Origin of the sequence: Pseudomonas argentinensis, from assembly GCF_001839655.2 — a bacterium.
GTDB classification, from domain to species: Bacteria; Pseudomonadota; Gammaproteobacteria; order Pseudomonadales; family Pseudomonadaceae; genus Aquipseudomonas; species Aquipseudomonas argentinensis_B.
Genome location: NZ_CP056087.1, coordinates 3,619,939 through 3,636,592, shown reverse-complemented (window position 1 = coordinate 3,636,592; position 16,654 = coordinate 3,619,939). Strand labels below are relative to the sequence as shown.

20 protein-coding genes, 1 pseudogene and 1 riboswitch are annotated in these 16,654 nt (G+C 64.8%); of the genes and pseudogenes, 13 read left to right on the top strand and 8 right to left on the bottom strand.

Annotation, left to right across the window (positions count from 1 at the left end; translation table 11 throughout):
- Positions 1-155 precede the first annotated feature (155 nt).
- Entirely contained in the window at positions 156-500 is a 345-nt protein-coding gene (locus SA190iCDA_RS16305; RefSeq protein ID WP_013790960.1) for a YggL family protein, read from the top strand.
- An 81-nt stretch (positions 501-581) separates the two neighbouring features.
- On the opposite strand, the gene SA190iCDA_RS16300 is transcribed toward SA190iCDA_RS16305, so the two are convergent.
- The 6 genes from SA190iCDA_RS16300 to SA190iCDA_RS16275 form a co-directional block, all read right to left on the bottom strand.
- Entirely contained in the window at positions 582-1,679 is a 1,098-nt protein-coding gene (locus tag SA190iCDA_RS16300; RefSeq protein ID WP_070886420.1) for an FUSC family protein, read from the bottom strand.
- A 2-nt stretch (positions 1,680-1,681) separates the two neighbouring features.
- The gene (locus SA190iCDA_RS16295) at positions 1,682-3,013 is read right to left on the bottom strand and encodes a deoxyguanosinetriphosphate triphosphohydrolase (RefSeq protein ID WP_070886419.1); all 1,332 of its coding nucleotides are present in this window, start codon (positions 3,011-3,013) and stop codon (positions 1,682-1,684) included.
- A 113-nt stretch (positions 3,014-3,126) separates the two neighbouring features.
- Positions 3,127-4,281 (bottom strand): EAL domain-containing protein, encoded by a 1,155-nt coding sequence (locus SA190iCDA_RS16290; protein ID WP_070886418.1) that lies wholly within the window; start codon positions 4,279-4,281, stop codon positions 3,127-3,129.
- A gap of 81 nt (positions 4,282-4,362) precedes the next feature.
- The gene (locus SA190iCDA_RS16285; RefSeq protein WP_236100872.1) at positions 4,363-4,656 is read right to left on the bottom strand and encodes a hypothetical protein; all 294 of its coding nucleotides are present in this window, start codon (positions 4,654-4,656) and stop codon (positions 4,363-4,365) included.
- Positions 4,657-4,688: 32 nt separating this feature from the next.
- Complete coding sequence (locus SA190iCDA_RS16280) at positions 4,689-5,075, bottom strand: phage holin family protein (protein WP_070886416.1); 387 nt, start codon at positions 5,073-5,075, stop codon at positions 4,689-4,691.
- 12 nt (positions 5,076-5,087) lie between these two features.
- Positions 5,088-5,417 (bottom strand): DUF883 family protein, encoded by a 330-nt coding sequence (locus SA190iCDA_RS16275; RefSeq protein WP_070886415.1) that lies wholly within the window; start codon positions 5,415-5,417, stop codon positions 5,088-5,090.
- 159 nt (positions 5,418-5,576) lie between these two features.
- On the opposite strand from SA190iCDA_RS16275, the pseudogene SA190iCDA_RS16270 reads away from it, so the two are divergent.
- From SA190iCDA_RS16270 to SA190iCDA_RS16255, 4 genes and pseudogenes are all read left to right on the top strand, one after another.
- Positions 5,577-6,092: pseudogene (locus SA190iCDA_RS16270) on the top strand (ammonium transporter); the annotation flags it as partial.
- 96 nt (positions 6,093-6,188) lie between these two features.
- Entirely contained in the window at positions 6,189-7,313 is a 1,125-nt protein-coding gene (locus SA190iCDA_RS16265; protein WP_070886414.1) for a DUF5610 domain-containing protein, read from the top strand.
- Between the two features lie 57 nt (positions 7,314-7,370).
- Positions 7,371-7,607 carry a glutaredoxin family protein gene (locus tag SA190iCDA_RS16260; protein WP_070886413.1) on the top strand — a complete coding sequence of 79 codons (237 nt, stop codon included), beginning with the start codon at positions 7,371-7,373 and terminating at the stop codon, positions 7,605-7,607.
- An 82-nt stretch (positions 7,608-7,689) separates the two neighbouring features.
- Positions 7,690-8,577, top strand: a complete 888-nt coding sequence (locus tag SA190iCDA_RS16255; protein WP_070886412.1) for a chemotaxis protein CheV — start codon at positions 7,690-7,692, stop codon at positions 8,575-8,577.
- A gap of 36 nt (positions 8,578-8,613) precedes the next feature.
- Here the strand turns inward: SA190iCDA_RS16255 and SA190iCDA_RS16250 are convergent, their stop codons facing one another.
- On the bottom strand, positions 8,614-9,108 hold the full coding sequence (locus SA190iCDA_RS16250) for a SprT family zinc-dependent metalloprotease (RefSeq protein ID WP_070886411.1): 495 nt from the start codon (positions 9,106-9,108) through the stop codon (positions 8,614-8,616).
- Between the two features lie 82 nt (positions 9,109-9,190).
- Positions 9,191-9,769 carry a DNA-J related domain-containing protein gene (locus tag SA190iCDA_RS16245; RefSeq protein ID WP_070886410.1) on the bottom strand — a complete coding sequence of 193 codons (579 nt, stop codon included), beginning with the start codon at positions 9,767-9,769 and terminating at the stop codon, positions 9,191-9,193.
- Between the two features lie 142 nt (positions 9,770-9,911).
- On the opposite strand from SA190iCDA_RS16245, the gene ttcA reads away from it, so the two are divergent.
- From ttcA to bluB, 8 genes are all read left to right on the top strand, one after another.
- The gene (gene ttcA, locus SA190iCDA_RS16240; RefSeq protein WP_070886409.1) at positions 9,912-10,736 is read left to right on the top strand and encodes a tRNA 2-thiocytidine(32) synthetase TtcA; all 825 of its coding nucleotides are present in this window, start codon (positions 9,912-9,914) and stop codon (positions 10,734-10,736) included.
- A gap of 22 nt (positions 10,737-10,758) precedes the next feature.
- Positions 10,759-11,478 carry a DNA-3-methyladenine glycosylase I gene (locus SA190iCDA_RS16235; RefSeq protein WP_070886408.1) on the top strand — a complete coding sequence of 240 codons (720 nt, stop codon included), beginning with the start codon at positions 10,759-10,761 and terminating at the stop codon, positions 11,476-11,478.
- Positions 11,478-12,257: an NAD-dependent deacylase gene (locus SA190iCDA_RS16230; RefSeq protein ID WP_070886407.1), complete on the top strand. Its 780-nt coding sequence runs from the start codon at positions 11,478-11,480 to the stop codon at positions 12,255-12,257. The genes SA190iCDA_RS16235 and SA190iCDA_RS16230 overlap by 1 nt, the downstream gene beginning before the upstream one ends.
- 54 nt (positions 12,258-12,311) lie before the next feature.
- The gene (locus tag SA190iCDA_RS16225) at positions 12,312-12,947 is read left to right on the top strand and encodes a C40 family peptidase (protein ID WP_070886406.1); all 636 of its coding nucleotides are present in this window, start codon (positions 12,312-12,314) and stop codon (positions 12,945-12,947) included.
- A gap of 135 nt (positions 12,948-13,082) precedes the next feature.
- Positions 13,083-13,610 carry a C40 family peptidase gene (locus tag SA190iCDA_RS16220; protein ID WP_070886405.1) on the top strand — a complete coding sequence of 176 codons (528 nt, stop codon included), beginning with the start codon at positions 13,083-13,085 and terminating at the stop codon, positions 13,608-13,610.
- A 69-nt stretch (positions 13,611-13,679) separates the two neighbouring features.
- A riboswitch (cobalamin riboswitch) is annotated at positions 13,680-13,905 on the top strand.
- 136 nt (positions 13,906-14,041) lie between these two features.
- Positions 14,042-14,677 carry a cob(I)yrinic acid a,c-diamide adenosyltransferase gene (cobO, locus tag SA190iCDA_RS16215; protein WP_070886404.1) on the top strand — a complete coding sequence of 212 codons (636 nt, stop codon included), beginning with the start codon at positions 14,042-14,044 and terminating at the stop codon, positions 14,675-14,677.
- Between the two features lie 14 nt (positions 14,678-14,691).
- Positions 14,692-15,999 (top strand): cobyrinate a,c-diamide synthase, encoded by a 1,308-nt coding sequence (locus SA190iCDA_RS16210; protein ID WP_070886578.1) that lies wholly within the window; start codon positions 14,692-14,694, stop codon positions 15,997-15,999.
- Positions 15,996-16,646, top strand: a complete 651-nt coding sequence (bluB, locus tag SA190iCDA_RS16205; RefSeq protein ID WP_070886403.1) for a 5,6-dimethylbenzimidazole synthase — start codon at positions 15,996-15,998, stop codon at positions 16,644-16,646. The genes SA190iCDA_RS16210 and bluB overlap by 4 nt, the downstream gene beginning before the upstream one ends.
- The last annotated feature ends 8 nt before the right edge of the window (positions 16,647-16,654 follow it).

The following is a 16,654-nucleotide window of genomic DNA, read 5'->3' as shown; positions in this document are numbered from 1 at the left end:
CGGCAAGGGCCGGTGATCGCTGGATTTTATCGGCCGGCGATCCGCTGGCGGCCTTCACGGCAGTGGCGCCGGTGGATTTTTCGTCGGCCGGCGGGCATCGCCGCCACTAAACTGGTAGAGTGCCGCGCGTTATCACTCTGCAAGGATCTATACCCATGGCTACCAATCGTTCCCGTCGTCTGCGCAAGAAACTCTGTGTGGACGAGTTTCAGGAGCTGGGTTTCGAGCTGAACCTGAACTTCAAGGAAGACCTGAGCGACGAAGCGGTCGATGCCTTCCTCGATGCCTTCCTGAGCGACGCGATGAACGCCAACGGCCTGGGCTATGTTGGCGGCGACGACTACGGCCTGGTGTGCCTGGCCAAGCGTGGTTCGGTCAGCGAAGAGCAGCGTGCCGCAGTGGAAGCCTGGCTCAAGGGCCGTTCCGAGCTGGTCGATTTCAGCGTCAGCCCATTGCTGGACGTGTGGTACCCGGAAAAAGAGATCAACTCCGCTTCCTGATCCACCGAGGGCCTCATTCGAGGCCCTTTTCAATTGTGCGTCGTTTGTCCTGTGCCGATCATCACCCTGGCGGTAATAACGTCAGGCGTCTGGTGACTCGCGCGAAGGTAACGGTTCGTCTGCGGCTGTCGGCCGTTGTTTCGCCCCGTTGCGGTTCTCCAGCCATTGGCGCAGGCCGTGCATCAACAGGGCGATGAACAGCGTCAGCAGGATACCCAGGGTGACGTTGAACAAGCGCACTTGCGGCAGGTGCCAGTCCTTGGCCAGGCTCTCGGCCAGGAGCACGAAGCAGACCGTCGTCTGCAGCACGAACAGCCCGTAGTGGTTGGCCTGTAGGGCGCGGCTGAGCATGATCAGCGGCAGCATGATGGCGACCATCAGCGGCGGGCTCTGCAGGCTGTGGCCGAACAGGATCAGCAGGCCGGCGGCGCCGAGGCTGGCCATGCTCGCCTGCAGTGCCCGCACCAGGCTGCCGCGAAATTCCAGCTGCAAGGTCGTGACCACCGCCAGGGTCAGCCAGTAGCCGCGCTGCAGGTGCGCCAGGTTGACGATCAGGCCGGCCAGGGAAACCGCCACCGTGCAGCCCAGGGCATACAGGCCCCATTGCTGGCGGGACTGGCGCTGCGCATGGCGGCGCAACACCTTGAGCAGGCTGATCAGGCGCGGCATGTGTGGCCACATGCGCAGGCCATGCAGGCCCCGCAAGCCGAACGCCAGCAGCATCACCCAGAGTCCGCCGAGCATGAACAGCATGGCGATGGCGTTGGGGTTGTTCAGCAGGCTGCTGCCGTATTGGCCTTGGCCCAGGCACAGGCACACCGTCAGGCCGATACCGAGCTTGCCGGCTTCGGTGCCGAAGCGCTGCAGCCAGGCCAGCAGCAGGCCGAAGCCGGCGAACAGCGACAGGCTGATCAGCGGGTGGGTTGCCGACCAGAAGCCCAGGCCGGCGCTGCACGCGCCCAGGCCGGTGAGTAGCAGCATGCGCAACATGCCGAAGCGGTGCAGCGGATTGGCCTGGGCCGCCTGGAAGGCGCCGACCGACGCCCACAGGAACCCCGGGTGGGCGCTGAACAAACCAAGCAGCAGTGGCAGCGCGCAACCCAGACCGGCGACCACGGCCGGCCCCCAGGCGGGTGGCCCGGCGTGCCAGCTGAACAGCTGCCTGAATACCTGGCGCATCGTCAGACCGGACTCGAGCGACCGGTCATTTCCCGCGCCATTTCGGTGGCGTAGCTGTCGGTCATGCCGGCGATGAAGTCGATCATGCGCAGGAACGAGCGGTACAGCGGCCAGTGCGGGTCGGGGGCGTTATGGCCCAGCAGGTCGAGGATGCGCCGGTTCTTGAATGACGGCGTGCGCCCGCCGTGTTGCTCCAGCGCCGCGCCGCAGAAGGCATTGAGCAGTATTTCCAGGGTGGTGTAGGCGCCGATCTCGTGCAGCGTCTTGCGCTTGTCCTGAAAGATCTTCTCGCGGGCCATGGCCTTGGCCGCTTGCACGCAGTGCTTGGCCGGGCCGTGCATGTGCTCGACCAGATCACCTTCCAGGCGGCCGGCCAGCAGGCTGGCCTGCTGCTCGACGAAGGCCTGGGCGGCCGAGTTGGTGAGGTGCTCGATGGCCTTGCCACGCAGGATCGCCAGTTTGCGCCGACGCGAGTCCTGCGGGCCGAGCTGGCGGTAGGTTTCCGGCAGGTCGTCGCCGACCAGGTCGAGCAGCAGCGACTCCACCTCGGCGTAGTCGAGCAGCTCCATTTCCAGGCCATCTTCCAGGTCGATCAGGCCATAGCAGATATCGTCCGCCGCCTCCATCAGGTAGACCAGGGGATGGCGTGCCCAGCGCTGCTCTTCGAGCTGCGGCAGGCCCAGTTTGCTGGCGATCTGCTCGAGCAGCGGCAGCTCGCTCTGGTAGCAGCCGAACTTGTGCTTCTTGTAGCCCAGGGCCTCGGCATGCCGTGAGGTCCAGGGGTACTTCAGGTAGGCACCGAGGGTGGCGTAGGTCAGCCGCGTGCCGCCATCGAACTGGTGATATTCCAGCTGGGTGAGCACGCGAAACCCCTGGGCGTTGCCTTCGAAGCTGAGAAAGTCGCCGCGCTCGGCGTCGCTCATGGCGTCCAGCCAGCCACGCCCGGCGGCCTGCTGGAACCAGTGGCGAATGGCGTCTTCGCCGGAGTGGCCGAACGGCGGGTTGCCGATGTCATGGGCCAGGCAGGACGACTGCACCACCATGCCCAGGTCGCTGGGTGCGCACCAGGCCGGCAGTTCGCCGCGCAGCATCTCGCCGACACGCATGCCCAGGGAGCGGCCCACGCAGCTGACTTCCAGGGAATGGGTCAGGCGGGTATGGATATGGTCGTTGCTGGATACCGGATGCACCTGGGTCTTGCGGCCCAGCCGGCGAAAGGCACCGGAGAAGATGATCCGGTCGTGATCCTTGTGAAAGGGGCTGCGGCCCAGTTCATCGGCGCTGGGCGACGGTTTACCGAGACGTTCACGGGTGAGCAGTGTATGCCAGTCCAAGCGTGCTTCCTTTACCGGAGACGACGGTGCGGGCACGGTCTCGCCAGGCGAGCCGTGCACGCGAATGCCCGTTAGCTTCCCTGTTCATCCGAGCAACTGCAAGGCCACATCCACTAAAGTCCATTGGCGTCGATGTCGACCAGCAGCAGGCGGCTGCCGTTGTCGATGAACTGCCCGGCGGTCAGGCAATACTGGTTGGTGGTGGCGTCGCGGTAGGTATTGGACAGGATCAGGCGGCGCTCTTCCCAGCCTTCGGCGAGCAACTGGTAGAAGTAGGGGCGCCATGACCAGTTGTGGCCCAGGTAGCGATCATCGGCCTGCCAGGCGCCGTTGCGCCACTCCAGGTTGGGGGTGACCTGGGTGCCGTGGCGGTCGCATTGGTACAGGCGGATCAGCCAGGGATACGCGCCTGGGGTGATCTGCGGCGCCAGTCCTTCGGGACTGTGCTTGAACTGCGTGAACAACTCGGCGAGCTGGCGGCGCAAGGTCATCAGCTGCATGCGCTCGGCGAGTTTCTTGTGCACGTAGGCGTTGCGCAGCTCCGCGAAGCATTCGACGAACGCGCTGCTGGCGAAGAAGTCGAGCTCCGGCTTGGCGAACAGATAACCTTGCACGTAGCGTGCGCCACACTCCAGGGCAAACTCCAGTTCGGCTTCGGTCTCCACCCCTTCGGCGATGATCCAGCAGCCGGTCTTCTCCGCCATCATCGCCAGCGCCTTGACCACTTCACCGCTGGGCCCGCCACGGGCCGCCTCCTGGAACAGGCGCATGTCCAGTTTGAGGATGTCGGGGCGCAGGGCCAGAACGCGGTCGAGCTGCGAGTAGCCGGCGCCGAAGTCGTCGATGGCGATACGTACCCCGGCCTCGCGATAACGGGCCGCCACGGCCGCCAGGCGCTGGCTGGCGCCGCCCAGTTCGGTGATCTCGAACACCGCGCGCCTGGGATCCACGCCACTGCTCGTCAATTGCCTGAGGCTCGGCAGCGCCTGTTGCGGGCGTAGACGGGCAATCCAGCGCGGAGAGATGTTGACGCTCAGGAACCAGTCCGAAGGCGCATCATGAAAGCGCGCGAACGCCTGCTCGCGAACGGCTCGGTCAAGCCGGCGCAGGGCTGCGGCAGGGGTTTTCGGGTCGGCGAACAGCGGCCCTGCAGAATGCAGATGGCCATGGGCGTCGCGCAATCGCGCCAGCGCCTCGACGCCGGCAATCTGTCCGGTAGCGGTATCGATAAAGGGTTGGAAGACGGCGGTGGGTTGACCGTCGAGCACCGGGCACATCCTTAGTGATAGGGCGGGAGCCGGGATATGACCTGGCCTTTTGCGCCATTTCTAGCAATAAGGTGGCCAGTTTTACGCTTGATCGGGTTTTTCTGCTGGCTTTTCGCTTGTACCCCGAGGTGCACGTTTGCGCAGATCAGGAAAGGCGGCAAGTGCCATGCGCAGCCAATGGCGCCATTGGCCCCCGCGCATGCCCAGTACCGTCAGGGCGAACACACCACCGGTGATCCAGATTGGTGCGTTGCGCTTCTTGAGTTCCTCGCGCCAATGCGTGCCCAGATCCTTGGCTCTTTGCAGCGGCTCGAGCATGACCAGGGTTTCATGGCGAATTTCCTGGCGATGCATTTCCAGGCGCAGCCGCAGCATGGTCTTGCGCAGTTCCCTGGTGCTTTTGTCGGTCATGGCAGCAGTTGCTCGCGATCACGGGCCAGTTCTTCGAGGCTGGCACTGAAGGGCGCCGGCGCATGACGCATGCGCTGTACCAGGTTCCAGCCGCAAACCAGTAGACCCGTTGCATAGAAGAAGCAGAGCAGGGTGATGACCAGAATACGGTGGGTGTCCCAGAAGCCGATCAACAGGGCGGCGGAGAGGCCGACGATCAGCAGGAGGCCGAACAGGATGCACAGGCCGGTCAGGATCAGCAGGCTGACGGTGCGCGCCTGCTGTTCCTTGATCTCTTCGCTGAACAGCGCCACATGGCCATGAACCAGCCCGAGCAGCGCACCGGCCAGGCGCCGTGGCGAAGGGCCGCGGCTGGGAGGTGCTGCTGTCTGGCTGTCATCCATGGGCTGTCCTGATCAACGTCGGCTAATGAGCATGCCGATCAGTATACCAATACCGGCAGCGATGCCGATGGTCTGCCACGGATGGGTCTGCACGTAGTCCTCGGTCGCGCCAGCCACCGCACGGCCACGCTGAACCACGGTTTCTTCGGTGTTCTTCAGCGTGGTGCGCGCGCGGCCCAGGCTGTCGCGGATCTGCGCACGCAGCTCTTCGGCCTGATCGCCAACCAGGCTGGCGGAGTGCTGCAGCAGGGTTTCGGTGTCACGTACCAGTGCCTGGAATTCTTCGAGCAGCTCTTCTTTGCTGGCGGGAGCTGCGGGGCGCGGGGGGAGTGGGCGGGCCATTGATCAATCTCCTGTAGGTATGAGGCGGTGTAAGGGGTTCGAGTGGCGCTCCCTCGGCAGGTTCACTCTATCTGCCGGGATAGGCGCGGAGACCGAACGGAGGGCACAGGCATTGCATTGTCGAGCCGCGACGTTGAGCGAGATGCATGCTCCTTGGGCAGCATCAGCGGGCTGGTGGCCGTCAATACGCTGATGGCGATGGTCGGTGGCACCCTGGCGGCGTTGATCGTCGGGCGCAACGACCCGGGCTTCCTGCACAACGGCCCGCTGGCCGGGCTGGTTGCCATCTGCGCCGGCTCCGACCTGATGCATCCAGTGGGCGCACTGATCACTGGCGCCATCGCTGGCGCGTTGTTCGTCTGGGCCTTCACCGCGACGCAGGTCAGATGGAAGATCGACGACGTGCTCGGCGTCTGGCCCCTGCACGGATTGTGCGGCCTGTGGGGCGGCATCGCCTGCGGTATCTTTGGCCAACCGTGGTGGGGTGGCCTGGGCGGTGTGAGCCTCACCAGTCAGCTGCTTGGCAGCCTGGCCGGCGTGGCCGTGGCCCTGCTCGGCGGCTTTGTGGTGTATGGCCTGCTCAAGCTGCTGGTGGGCATTCGCCTGAGCCAAGAGCAGGAGTATTACGGCGCCGACCTGTCGATCCACAAGATCGGTTCGGTGAGCCAGGACTGAGCCGCTAACCGTCTGGTCGATTGGCTGACGGCCAACCCTAAACTTTTGCCCGGGGCTGCCGTCAACCTTGGACATGCTCCGTTTCGGTGACTTGCCATGGCTATTTCCATCCCGCTGTCGACCAACACGACAGGCCGCTCGCCCCAACTCGGCGGTCAGCCCACCATTCGCAATGCGGCCGATGCCCAGGCCGCGCTGTCCAACCGCCTGGCTGAGCGCCTCGGCCTGCCGCCAGGCTCGCTGACGGCCAAGCAGGACGACTTCTCCCCGGAGAAAGTCGCCGATCGTGTGCTGGGCTTCGTCGAGCAACGCCTCAAGAGCGAGGCGGCATCGGGCGCCAGCCCCGAGAAACTGCAGCAGCTTCTCGATCAGGCCCGCTCCGGTGTGCAGAAGGGGTTCGACGAGGCGCGCAAGATTCTCGATGGCATGGGCGTGCTCAAGGATAAAGTCGCCACGGACATCGACGACACCTTCAAGCGCATCGAGCAGGGTTTCGCCGGGCTCGACAAACTCTACGGTGGCGTGCCGGCCACCGGCGGCAACAGCGGCGTCACGCCGACTTCCAGCGATCGTTTCGCCGCGGTGGCGGAAAGCTTCGAACTCAACATCACCACCCGTGACGGCGACCGCCTGCGCGTATCGGTTGCCCAGGCCTCGGCGGCCTGGTCGCGCACCGAAGGTGCCGGCAGCCAGTCCGGCAGCCTGCAGATCGGCGGCTGGCAGGTGGAGGTCGAGGGTGAGCTGGATGATGAGGAAAAGGCCGCCCTGGGGAAACTCTTCGACCAGGTGCAGGATCTGTCCAATTCCTTCTATTCCGGCGATATGGCCGGGGCCTTTGACCGCGCCATGGCGCTGGACATGGACAGCTCGCAGCTGGCCTCCATGTCGCTGCGCCTGACCCAGACCAGCGTACGCCAGGCCACTGATACCTACGGCGCGGTCTCCAATCAGGGCGGGCAACCAGCCAGCGCGACCAACGGTGCGCTTACCGATTACGCCCAGGGTCTGCTCGATGCTCTGCGCACGGCGGACGCCTGGGTCAGCGATGGCAAGGGGCTGCTGCAGGATCTGCTCAAGGGCGGGTTCTCGCTGGACGAGCGCTTCGACGCCGGGCGCCTGGAAAAGGCCGAACAGCTCAACGGGCGCTTGCTCGATGGCTTGCAGGGCCTGCTGGGCTCGACGCTGGCGCCGCCAGGCAATCAGGACGGCGAGAAGGGCTGAGTAGACAGCTCGAGGTGATAGACTTTGCGCTCTGTCACCTCGCGGGCTGCTTCGACCATGCTTCCTGAATGCCAGCTACTCGGCACCCTGGGCTGTCATCTCTGTGAATACGCCGAGGCCGTGCTGATGCCATTCGTGGAAAACGGTCTGCTGGTCGAATTGGTGGATATCGCCGATCGGCCCGGGCTGTTGGAGCGCTACGCGCTGGTGATTCCCGTGCTACGGCGCACCGACACGGGGGCCGAACTGCACTGGCCGTTCGACGCACCACAGGTTGCCGCGTTTCTGGGTTGACCGATTGCCATTAGAGCAATGAGCCGGGCGCCATGCCGCCGGGCCACTTTATTTCGTTTTCTGTTGGATGGGGGATGCGGGTATGAACATGGTGCTTGGCGACGCGCTGTCGCTGCTGCTGTTTCGTTTGCACAACGGTCGCCTGCTGGGCATCAACCTGCTCAAGGTCAACGAAATCATTCCCTGTCCCGCCCTGACCAAGATGCCCAGTCGGCACCCCCATGTGCGTGGCGTGGCGACCTTGCGGGGCTCGGCACTGACGGTCATCGACCTGGCCCGGGCGATCGGCGAACGTGGCGGCAGCGATGCCGGTGAAGGTTGCCTGATCGTCACCGAGCTGAGTCGGTCTCGGCAGGGCCTGCACGTGCACAGCGTCGAGCGTATCGTGCAGTGTTCGACCCGCGATGTGCGTCCGCCACCCTCGGGTGCCGGCACGCGCGCCTTCATCACCGGAGTGACCCAGATCGACGGCACCATCGTGCAGATTCTCGATATCGAGAAAGTGCTGCATGAACTCGCCCCGGCGCCGCTCGAAGAGGTCGGCGAGCAACTGCTGACCGCGGACGAGCAGCGATTGCTGCAGGGCCGACGCGTGCTGGTGGTCGACGATTCCCAGGTGGCCCTGCAGCAGACGCTGATCACCCTGCGCAAGCTCGACCTCGATTGCCAGGCGGTGCGCAGCGCTGCCAGTGCCCTCGAAGTATTGCGAGCGGCACGGGAGGAGGGACGGCCGGTCGAGGTGCTGGTTTCGGATATCGAAATGCCGGAGATGGATGGTTATGCCCTGGTTCAGCAGATCCGCAAGGACGCCGAACTCGGCGAAACCTATGTGCTGCTGCACACCTCGCTGGACAGCACCATGAACACCGAGAAGGCCCGCGCGGTCGGCGCCAACGACGTGCTCACCAAGTTCTCCAGTGTGGACCTCAGCCACGCGCTGCTGCGTGCCTTTCAGCGCCTCGACAACTAGGGCCTGTTAATACGGCCGCACGACCGCGCCCTGGCTCTATTCGACGCGCTGCTCGCCGGTGAACTGCAGGGTGATCTTGCAGCGCCGGCAGAAGTAGCGGCGCCCCTTGGCCACCAACGCGTGGCGCTGGGCGGAAAACGGAAACTCGCCCTGTGGGCAGTGGCAGCGGTAGATGAACCGGCTGACCTGGCGCCGCTTCACCTCGTAGGTATGGCAGCGGTGCGGCGGCAGCTCATAGACGCCGCGCATGATCAGCTGCCATTCCTCGCCGTGGGGTTGAATGTTCAGGCCGAACAGCTGGTGGGCGATCAGGTGGGCCACCTCGTGGGCCACGGTCTGGCGCAGGAAATCTTCCTGGTTGTCGCGATACAGCTGCGGATTGAAGCGCAGCTTGTTTTCGGTGAGGTGCGCCACGCCAGCCTTTTGCCCGCGCAGCTTGAAACTCACCTGCGGGCGGGTGAAGCGCCGCTTGAAGAAGGTTTCCGCCTGCTGGTAACAGGCTTCGACGCGGGCGTGGATCTGATCGGGCATGACGGCTTCGGGGGCGGGTAACTGCCGCCGATTATGTCGCAAATCCTCGCCCGCTGCAGGGCTTTGAGCCGAGTGGTAGGGCTCAGCGGTAGTAGCGCTGCAGGGTTTCCATGGCGCTGTTGATGCGCTGCAGGCGCTGGGTGCAGCCGCCGCGATCCGGGTGATGAAGGCTGACCAGCTGTCGGTAGCGCTGACGGATGATCGTCAGGTCGAGTTCGCCAGCCTGTGCGTCCAGCTCCAGCGTGGCCAGCGCCTGTTGCCGGTCTTCGCCGCCCTGCAGGCGCACCCAGAAGGCGCCAAGCATCTGTTCGACATCCTCGGCGCCGGTGTCACGCAAATGATCGAGATCCAGGTAGTAGTCGCGCAGTGGCTCCGGTTCGCTCAGGCCGCCTTGCCCAGCCTGGTAAGGCAGCAGGCGGATGCACAGCGGGCTGATCTGCAGCGACGCCCGGCCCTCGGCATGCAGTTGATCGCGTAGCCGGTACAGCGTATGAAACAGCAGGAAGTGGCTGCGAAACAGCTCCAGAGTGTCGTCCGGCAGGCGCTCGTCACGGCCCTGCCAGCGGTTCAGGCGCAACAGCAGTTCGTACTCGGTGAGCCCGGCGGGCGAGGCTTCCAGCAGGTCGAGCAGCTTGCAGTCGGGTAAGGTTTCCTGGTTCATCGGCTTTCCTTGATCGATGAGAGGGCGCGTTGCTGGCGGGTTTCGCCGGCGCGCCGACAGTTAGCCGTTTTGTGGCTGGGGTGCGCCTCGTTTTCTGGGTAAAATGCGCGGCTTCAGTACTTATAGCGGATTCTTGCGCGCCATGGGCACCCTCTCGGTCAATCAGAACAAGCTGCAAAAACGCCTGCGTCGGCAGGCCGGCGAAGCCATCGCCGATTTCAACATGATCGAGGAGGGCGACAAGGTCATGGTCTGCCTGTCCGGTGGCAAGGACAGCTACACCATGCTCGACATCCTGCTGTACCTGCAGAAGGTCGCGCCGATCAACTTCGAGATCGTCGCGGTCAACATGGACCAGAAGCAGCCGGGCTTTCCCGAACATGTGCTGCCGGCCTACCTGGAGTCCATCGGGGTGGCGTACCACATCGTCGAAAAGGACACCTATTCGGTGGTCAAGGAAAAGATCCCGGAAGGCAAGACCACCTGCTCGCTGTGCTCGCGCCTGCGCCGCGGCACCCTGTACACCTTCGCCGACGAGATCGGCGCGACCAAGATGGCCCTCGGTCACCACCGCGACGACATCCTGGAGACCTTCTTTCTCAACATGTTCTACGGCGGCACCCTCAAGGCCATGCCGCCCAAGCTGCGCGCCGACGACGGGCGCAACGTGGTGATTCGCCCGCTGGCCTACTGCAGCGAGGCGGATATCGAAGCCTACAGCACGCTCAAGGAATTCCCGATCATCCCCTGCAACCTGTGCGGCTCCCAGGAAAACCTGCAGCGCCAGGTGGTCAAGGACATGCTGCAGGAGTGGGAGCGCAAGTCGCCGGGCCGTACCGAGATCATGTTCCGCGCCCTGCAGAACGTGGTGCCCTCGCAACTGGCGGATCGCAACCTGTTCGATTTCACCAGCCTGAAGATCGACGAGCAGGCTACACCACGCTTTCTCAACGTGATGAACCTGTAATCTCGAGGGCTGACCACAAGCGATGCACGATTATCGATGGCTGCATGAGTACTGCGTGAACCGCTTCGGCTCGGTCGAGGCGCTCGAGGCGCGGCTGCCGCAGCCGGTTTCGGACAAGAAGCTGCGCGCGCTGGGTAACGATCGCTACCTGTCGATCATGAGCCTGCGCATCTTCAGGGCCGGCCTCAAGCACAGCCTGGTCGACGCCAAGTGGCCGGCCTTCGAGGAAGTGTTCTTCGGCTTCGACCCGGAAAAGGTCGTGCTGATGGGGGGCGAGCGCCTGGAACGACTGATGCAGGATGCCCGGCTGATTCGCCACCTGGGCAAGCTCAAGAGCGTGCCGCGCAATGCGCAGTTCATCCTCGATGTCGAGCACGGTGCGCTCACCGGCCCGGCGGCTGCGGGGAAGGCCGCTGCGCCCAAACCCGGCTTCGCCTTTGGTGCGCTGATCGCCGAGTGGCCGGTGACCGATATCGTCGGCCTCTGGCACTGGCTGGCCAAGCAGGGCACCCAGCTCGGCGGGCTTTCCGCGCCGCGCTTTCTGCGCATGGTCGGCAAGGACACCTTTATTCCCAGCGACGACATGGTCGCCGCCCTCAAGGCGCAGAAGATCGTCGACAAGGTACCCAGCAGCCAGCGCGACCGCGCAGCGGTTCAGGCAGCATTCAATCAGTGGCATTGGGAAAGTGGTCGGCCCCTGTGCCAGCTTTCGGTGATGCTGGCCCATACGGTCAACCATTGATGCGGCCGCAACTGCAGCGCCTGGCGTCGGCGTTCATCGACGCGCAGCGCATCCTGATCATCACCGGGGCGGGAATTTCCGCCGACTCCGGCTTGCCCACCTACCGCGGCATCGGCGGCCTGTACAACGACCATACCGATGATGGCGTGCCGATCGAGGTGGCCATGTCCGGCGAGATGCTGCGCCGTGATCCGGCGCTGTGCTGGAAATACCTGGCGCAGCTTGGCAGCGCCTGCCTGGGCGCCGGGCCGAACGCCGGCCACCAGGCGATAGCCGAACTGCAGGCCATCAAGCCCGAATGCTGGGTGCTGACCCAGAATATCGATGGGTACCACCGCCTGGCCGGCAGCCCCATGGACCGGCTGATAGAGATTCACGGAGAATTGGCGCCGCTTTATTGCCAGCGATGCGGACAAACCGACGAGCGGTTGGCCGAGCATCTGCAGCGGCCGCTACCACCGCTGTGCGCGGCTTGCGATGGCGTGCTGCGCCCACCGGTGACGTTGTTCGGGGAGCTGTTGCCGTCCGTAGCCCTGGAGCGTCTACGACGGCAGTTGGCGAAGGGTTTCGACCTGGTGATCAGTGCCGGCACCAGCGCCAGCTTTCCTTATATAGCCGAGCCGCTGCTGCAGGCGCGCCGGTCGGGAGGCGTGACGGTGGAGGTCAATTTGTCGCACACCCGGGTCAGTGACCGGGTTGACTTGCGGCTGGAAGAACGGGCCTTAGATGTTTTCCCGGAACTACTGAGTCACATCGCTGCTCATAATATTTGCAAATGAGCCCGTTCGCGGGCATAGTCGCGGCTGTTCATTTTTCATGCCACGGTCGTGCCCATGCGCAAACGCTTCGCACCCCTCGTGCCTCTCGCACTCACATTGGTTCTCGCCGCCTGCGCTAACCACACCTCGCAACCCCAGATCGATACGCCTCAGGCCCAGGCTTCATTGCCTGCCAGGCCGGTGGTCGCTGCGCCTGTCGTGGAGCTCAAGGATGCCGGCGAAAACGACGCTGTCGTCGATTTCGCCAATCATGCCCCTTACGCCTTGCCGCAACTGGCGGACAGCGTGCTGGAAAAGGGTATTTCCCTGATCGGCACGCGCTACCGCTTCGGTGGTACCTCGGTGAAAACCGGTTTCGATTGCAGCGGCTTCATCGGCTACCTGTTCCGCGAGGAGCTGGGGATGGAACTGCCGCGCTCGACTCGCGACATGATCAACATCGATGCCCCGCTGGTCGATCGCAAGGCCCTGAAACCCGGCGATCTGGTGTTCTTCAGCACGGCCGGTCGCGGCCGCGTCAGCCACGCCGGCATCTACCTGGGTGACGATCAATTCATCCATTCCTCCAGCCGTCGCAGCGGCGGCGTGCGTATCGACAGCCTGGACGATGGCTATTGGAAGCGCACCTTCATTGAAGCCAAGCGCGTTCTGGCATTGGCGCCGACCGAGCATTTGGCCTCTCAACACTGATGGGGAGTTGCCCGGTCAGCATGCTCGGGTAACAATTCGAATGTTTTCAAGCGACTGCAGTGTAAAGCTAAAGCTTGCACTGCAGTTGTGAACACGGCAGAGTAGGGCGCATTCAGGCTCCAGGATCGTCCGTCCATGACTGCCACCGTCCGTATCGCCTTCCTTCTGCTCGCCGCACTGCTCGGTGCCTGCTCCAGCCGAGTGCCCGCACCTGCCCCGCAACCCGTCGTGGTCATGCCTGCACCCGGTGGTTATCAGGGGGGCGCGGACGATGTGCTGTTCCGCGCACTGGGTCTGGTGGGTACCCCCTATCGTTACGGCGGCAATACGCCGGACAGCGGTTTCGACTGCAGTGGGCTGATCGGCTACGTGTACCGTGACGCCGCCGGCATCAGGCTGCCGCGCTCGACGCGCGAGCTGATCAGCATGCGCGCGCCGACCATTGGCCGGGATTCCCTGCGCAGTGGCGATCTGGTGTTCTTCGCCACCAACGGTGGACGGCAGGTCAGCCATGCCGGCATCTACGTCGGCGAAGGGCGCTTCGTGCATGCGCCATCCTCAGGTGGCACGGTGCGCCTGGACAGCCTTGGCAACAGCTACTGGCAGCGCACCTATATCGAAGCCAAGCGCGTCTTTCCGGTGGAACTGGCCAGCCATCCCTGAGCATGCCGTCGCGCGAGGCCGTGCGACATCACCGACTCTGCGATTGACGCTTACGCCGTCAGTCCTTACCCTTTGCGACCTGCTTCAGGTGCCCCTGGTCGCGGCCAGGGGTGAAACTGGGAAGTCGGTGCGCTGCCGCCAAGCGAGCAATGCCGACGCTGCCCCCGCAACGGTAAACGAGTCCAACCACGCTTCTGGCCACTGTATCGCTGATACGGGAAGGCGCGTTGGTCGCTGTGTCCCAGGGGACTCGCGCTCGCAAGCCCGGAGACCGGCCTGTCGCTTTTTCCTTAGGTTGCGCGGTGGGCGCGGCCGGTGCGCGGCCCCAGGGCCAGCCCCTGCCTGCTCCTGCGTGATCGTTTTTATCGTCAGGCATCAATGCATGCCTGAGCGTTTCAGCTGCGCAGGCGTGCTGGCACCGAGGAGATCCCATGAGCGAGTCGACCCCACCCCCCAGTCGCGAATCGGCCGAACGCGATGCGCGCCACAACGCCCGTATGGCGCGCAAGAAGGCGCTGATGGACGACAGGATCGCCCAGGCCCAGGACGAATACGGTTTGCTGCTGGTGCACAGCGGCAACGGCAAGGGCAAGAGCAGCTCGGCCTTCGGCATGGTTGCCCGAGCGCTGGGCCATGGCCTCAAGGTGGGCGTGGTGCAGTTCATCAAGGGCGGCATGGCCACCGGCGAGGAGCAGTTTTTCCGCCGTTTCCCCGATGAAGTCAGCTACCACGTGATGGGCGAGGGTTACACCTGGGATACCCAGGATCGCCAGCGCGACATCGAGAAGGCCCGCCAGGCCTGGGATGTCGCCAGGCAATTGCTGGGCGATCCGCGGATCGCCCTGGTGGTGCTCGATGAGCTGAATATCGCCCTCAAGCACGGTTATCTGGACCTGGATCTGGTGCTGCGCGATATCGAGTCGCGCCCGGAACTGCAGCACGTGGTGGTGACCGGCCGCGGCGCGCCGCCGGCGTTGCTCGAGGCCGCCGACACGGTGACCGAGATGACCCTGGTCAAGCATGCCTTCAAGGCCGGGGTGAAGGCGCAGAAGGGCGTGGAATTTTGAATACGCAGCAAGCGCTGTCCGTCGAGCCGGGGACGCCACGGCGCTGCCCGACCCTGGTGATTGCCGCGCCGGCTTCGGGGCAGGGCAAGACCACCGTCACCGCCGCCCTGGCGCGCCTGCATACCCGGCAGGGCAAGCGGGTGCGGGTATTCAAGTGCGGGCCGGATTTTCTCGACCCGATGATCCTCTCCCGTGCCAGCGGCAACCCGGTCTATCAGCTCGACCTGTGGATGGTCGGCGAGGCCGAGAGCCGGCGGCTGCTCTGGGAAGCGGCGGGCGAGGCCGATCTGATTCTCATCGAAGGCGTGATGGGGTTGTTCGACGGCTCGCCGTCGGCAGCTGACCTGGCGCGTCGTTTCGGCGTGCCGGTGCTTGGGGTGATCGACGGTTCGGCCATGGCCCAGACCTTCGGCGCCCTGGCCGTTGGCCTGGCCAGCTACCAGCCGGACCTGCCGTTCTCCGGCGTGCTCGGCAACCGGGTCAATCCAGGTCGCCATAACGACCTGATCCGTGACAGCCTGCCGGCCTCGATCCGCTGGTACGGCTCGTTGCCGCGCAGTGCCGCCATCGAGCTGCCAAGCCGGCACCTTGGTCTGGTACAGGCCGCCGAGCTGGCCGACCTGGATGTGCGCCTGGATGCCGCGGCCGATGCCCTCGAGCAGACCGCCACCCTGACCATGCCGCCGCCCGTGACCTTCGCGGCGCCCGCGCTGGCGCCACTGGAACCGCTGCTGGAAGGCGTGCGTATCGGCGTGGCGCACGATGCGTCCTTCGCCTTTATCTACCAGGCCAATCTCGATCTGCTTGAGCGCATGGGGGCGACCCTGGTGTCTTTCAGCCCGCTGGGCGACGAAGCGCTACCCGAGGTGGACAGCCTCTATCTGCCCGGCGGCTACCCGGAACTACATCTGCAGGCACTGAGTGGCAATCGACCGATGATCGACGCCATCAGGGCGCACCAGCAGGCCGGCAAGCCGCTGCTCGCCGAGTGCGGCGGCATGCTGTACCTGCTCGAATCGCTGAGCGATGTCGCCGGCGAGCGCGCCGAACTGGCCGGCCTGGTGCCTGGCCACGGGCAGATGCAGAAGCGCCTGGTCGCCCTGGCGTTGCAGCGCGTGGCACTGCCCGAGGGCGAACTGCGCGGGCACAGCTACCACCATTCGCGCCTGGAGTCCGGGTTGCAGCCACTGGTCCTTGGCGACTGTCCGAATGACAAGCCGGTCAGCGAGGCGGTATTTCGGATCGGGCGCCTGACCGCCTCTTATATCCACTTCTATCTGCCGTCGAACCCGACGGCCGCCGCGGCGTTGCTGCGGCCATGAGCGAGCACGCCTTCAGCGCCGAAGAGCGCGCCGCCATCTACCGCGCCATCGCCGAGCGCCGCGACATGCGCCATTTCAGCGGCGGCGAGGTGGCGCCCGAGCTACTCGCCCGCTTGCTCGAAGCCGCGCACCAGGCGCCCAGCGTCGGGCTGATGCAGCCGTGGCGCTTTATCCGCGTCACCCGGGCGGCGCTGCGTGAAGGCATTTACCAACTGGTCGAGCGCGAACGTCAGCTGACCGCCGAGGCCCTGGGCGAGCGTTCGGACGAATTCATGCGCCTGAAGGTCGAGGGTGTTCGCGATTGCGCCGAAGTGCTGGTGGCCGCGCTGATGGAGGGCCGAGAGGCCCATGTGTTCGGCCGGCGCACCTTGCCGGAAATGGACATGGCGTCGCTGTCCTGCGCGATCCAGAACCTGTGGTTGGCAGCCCGTGCCGAAGGGTTGGGCATGGGCTGGGTGTCGCTGTTCGACCCCGTCGCGCTGGCCGAATTGCTGGGCATGCCGCCGGGTAGCAAGCCGGTCGCGGTGCTCTGCCTGGGGCCGGTGCAGGCCTTCTACCCAGCGCCGATGCTGGCTCAGGAAGGCTGGGCACAGGTGCGGCCGCTGCATGAATTGCTGTTTCAGAACCGCTGGGATCACCATGATTAACGAGAACC

Coding starts and splice junctions, on each gene's coding strand:
- SA190iCDA_RS16305 (WP_013790960.1), top strand. CDS start 156: ATGGCTACCAATCGTTCCCGTCGTCTGCGCAAGAAACTCTGTGTGGAC.
- SA190iCDA_RS16300 (WP_070886420.1), bottom strand. CDS start 1,679: ATGCGCCAGGTATTCAGGCAGCTGTTCAGCTGGCACGCCGGGCCACCC.
- SA190iCDA_RS16285 (WP_236100872.1), bottom strand. CDS start 4,656: ATGCTGCGGCTGCGCCTGGAAATGCATCGCCAGGAAATTCGCCATGAA.
- SA190iCDA_RS16280 (WP_070886416.1), bottom strand. CDS start 5,075: ATGGATGACAGCCAGACAGCAGCACCTCCCAGCCGCGGCCCTTCGCCA.
- SA190iCDA_RS16275 (WP_070886415.1), bottom strand. CDS start 5,417: ATGGCCCGCCCACTCCCCCCGCGCCCCGCAGCTCCCGCCAGCAAAGAA.
- SA190iCDA_RS16265 (WP_070886414.1), top strand. CDS start 6,189: ATGGCTATTTCCATCCCGCTGTCGACCAACACGACAGGCCGCTCGCCC.
- SA190iCDA_RS16260 (WP_070886413.1), top strand. CDS start 7,371: ATGCTTCCTGAATGCCAGCTACTCGGCACCCTGGGCTGTCATCTCTGT.
- SA190iCDA_RS16255 (WP_070886412.1), top strand. CDS start 7,690: ATGAACATGGTGCTTGGCGACGCGCTGTCGCTGCTGCTGTTTCGTTTG.
- SA190iCDA_RS16250 (WP_070886411.1), bottom strand. CDS start 9,108: ATGCCCGATCAGATCCACGCCCGCGTCGAAGCCTGTTACCAGCAGGCG.
- SA190iCDA_RS16245 (WP_070886410.1), bottom strand. CDS start 9,769: ATGAACCAGGAAACCTTACCCGACTGCAAGCTGCTCGACCTGCTGGAA.
- ttcA (WP_070886409.1), top strand. CDS start 9,912: ATGGGCACCCTCTCGGTCAATCAGAACAAGCTGCAAAAACGCCTGCGT.
- SA190iCDA_RS16235 (WP_070886408.1), top strand. CDS start 10,759: ATGCACGATTATCGATGGCTGCATGAGTACTGCGTGAACCGCTTCGGC.
- SA190iCDA_RS16230 (WP_070886407.1), top strand. CDS start 11,478: ATGCGGCCGCAACTGCAGCGCCTGGCGTCGGCGTTCATCGACGCGCAG.
- SA190iCDA_RS16225 (WP_070886406.1), top strand. CDS start 12,312: ATGCGCAAACGCTTCGCACCCCTCGTGCCTCTCGCACTCACATTGGTT.
- SA190iCDA_RS16220 (WP_070886405.1), top strand. CDS start 13,083: ATGACTGCCACCGTCCGTATCGCCTTCCTTCTGCTCGCCGCACTGCTC.
- cobO (WP_070886404.1), top strand. CDS start 14,042: ATGAGCGAGTCGACCCCACCCCCCAGTCGCGAATCGGCCGAACGCGAT.
- bluB (WP_070886403.1), top strand. CDS start 15,996: ATGAGCGAGCACGCCTTCAGCGCCGAAGAGCGCGCCGCCATCTACCGC.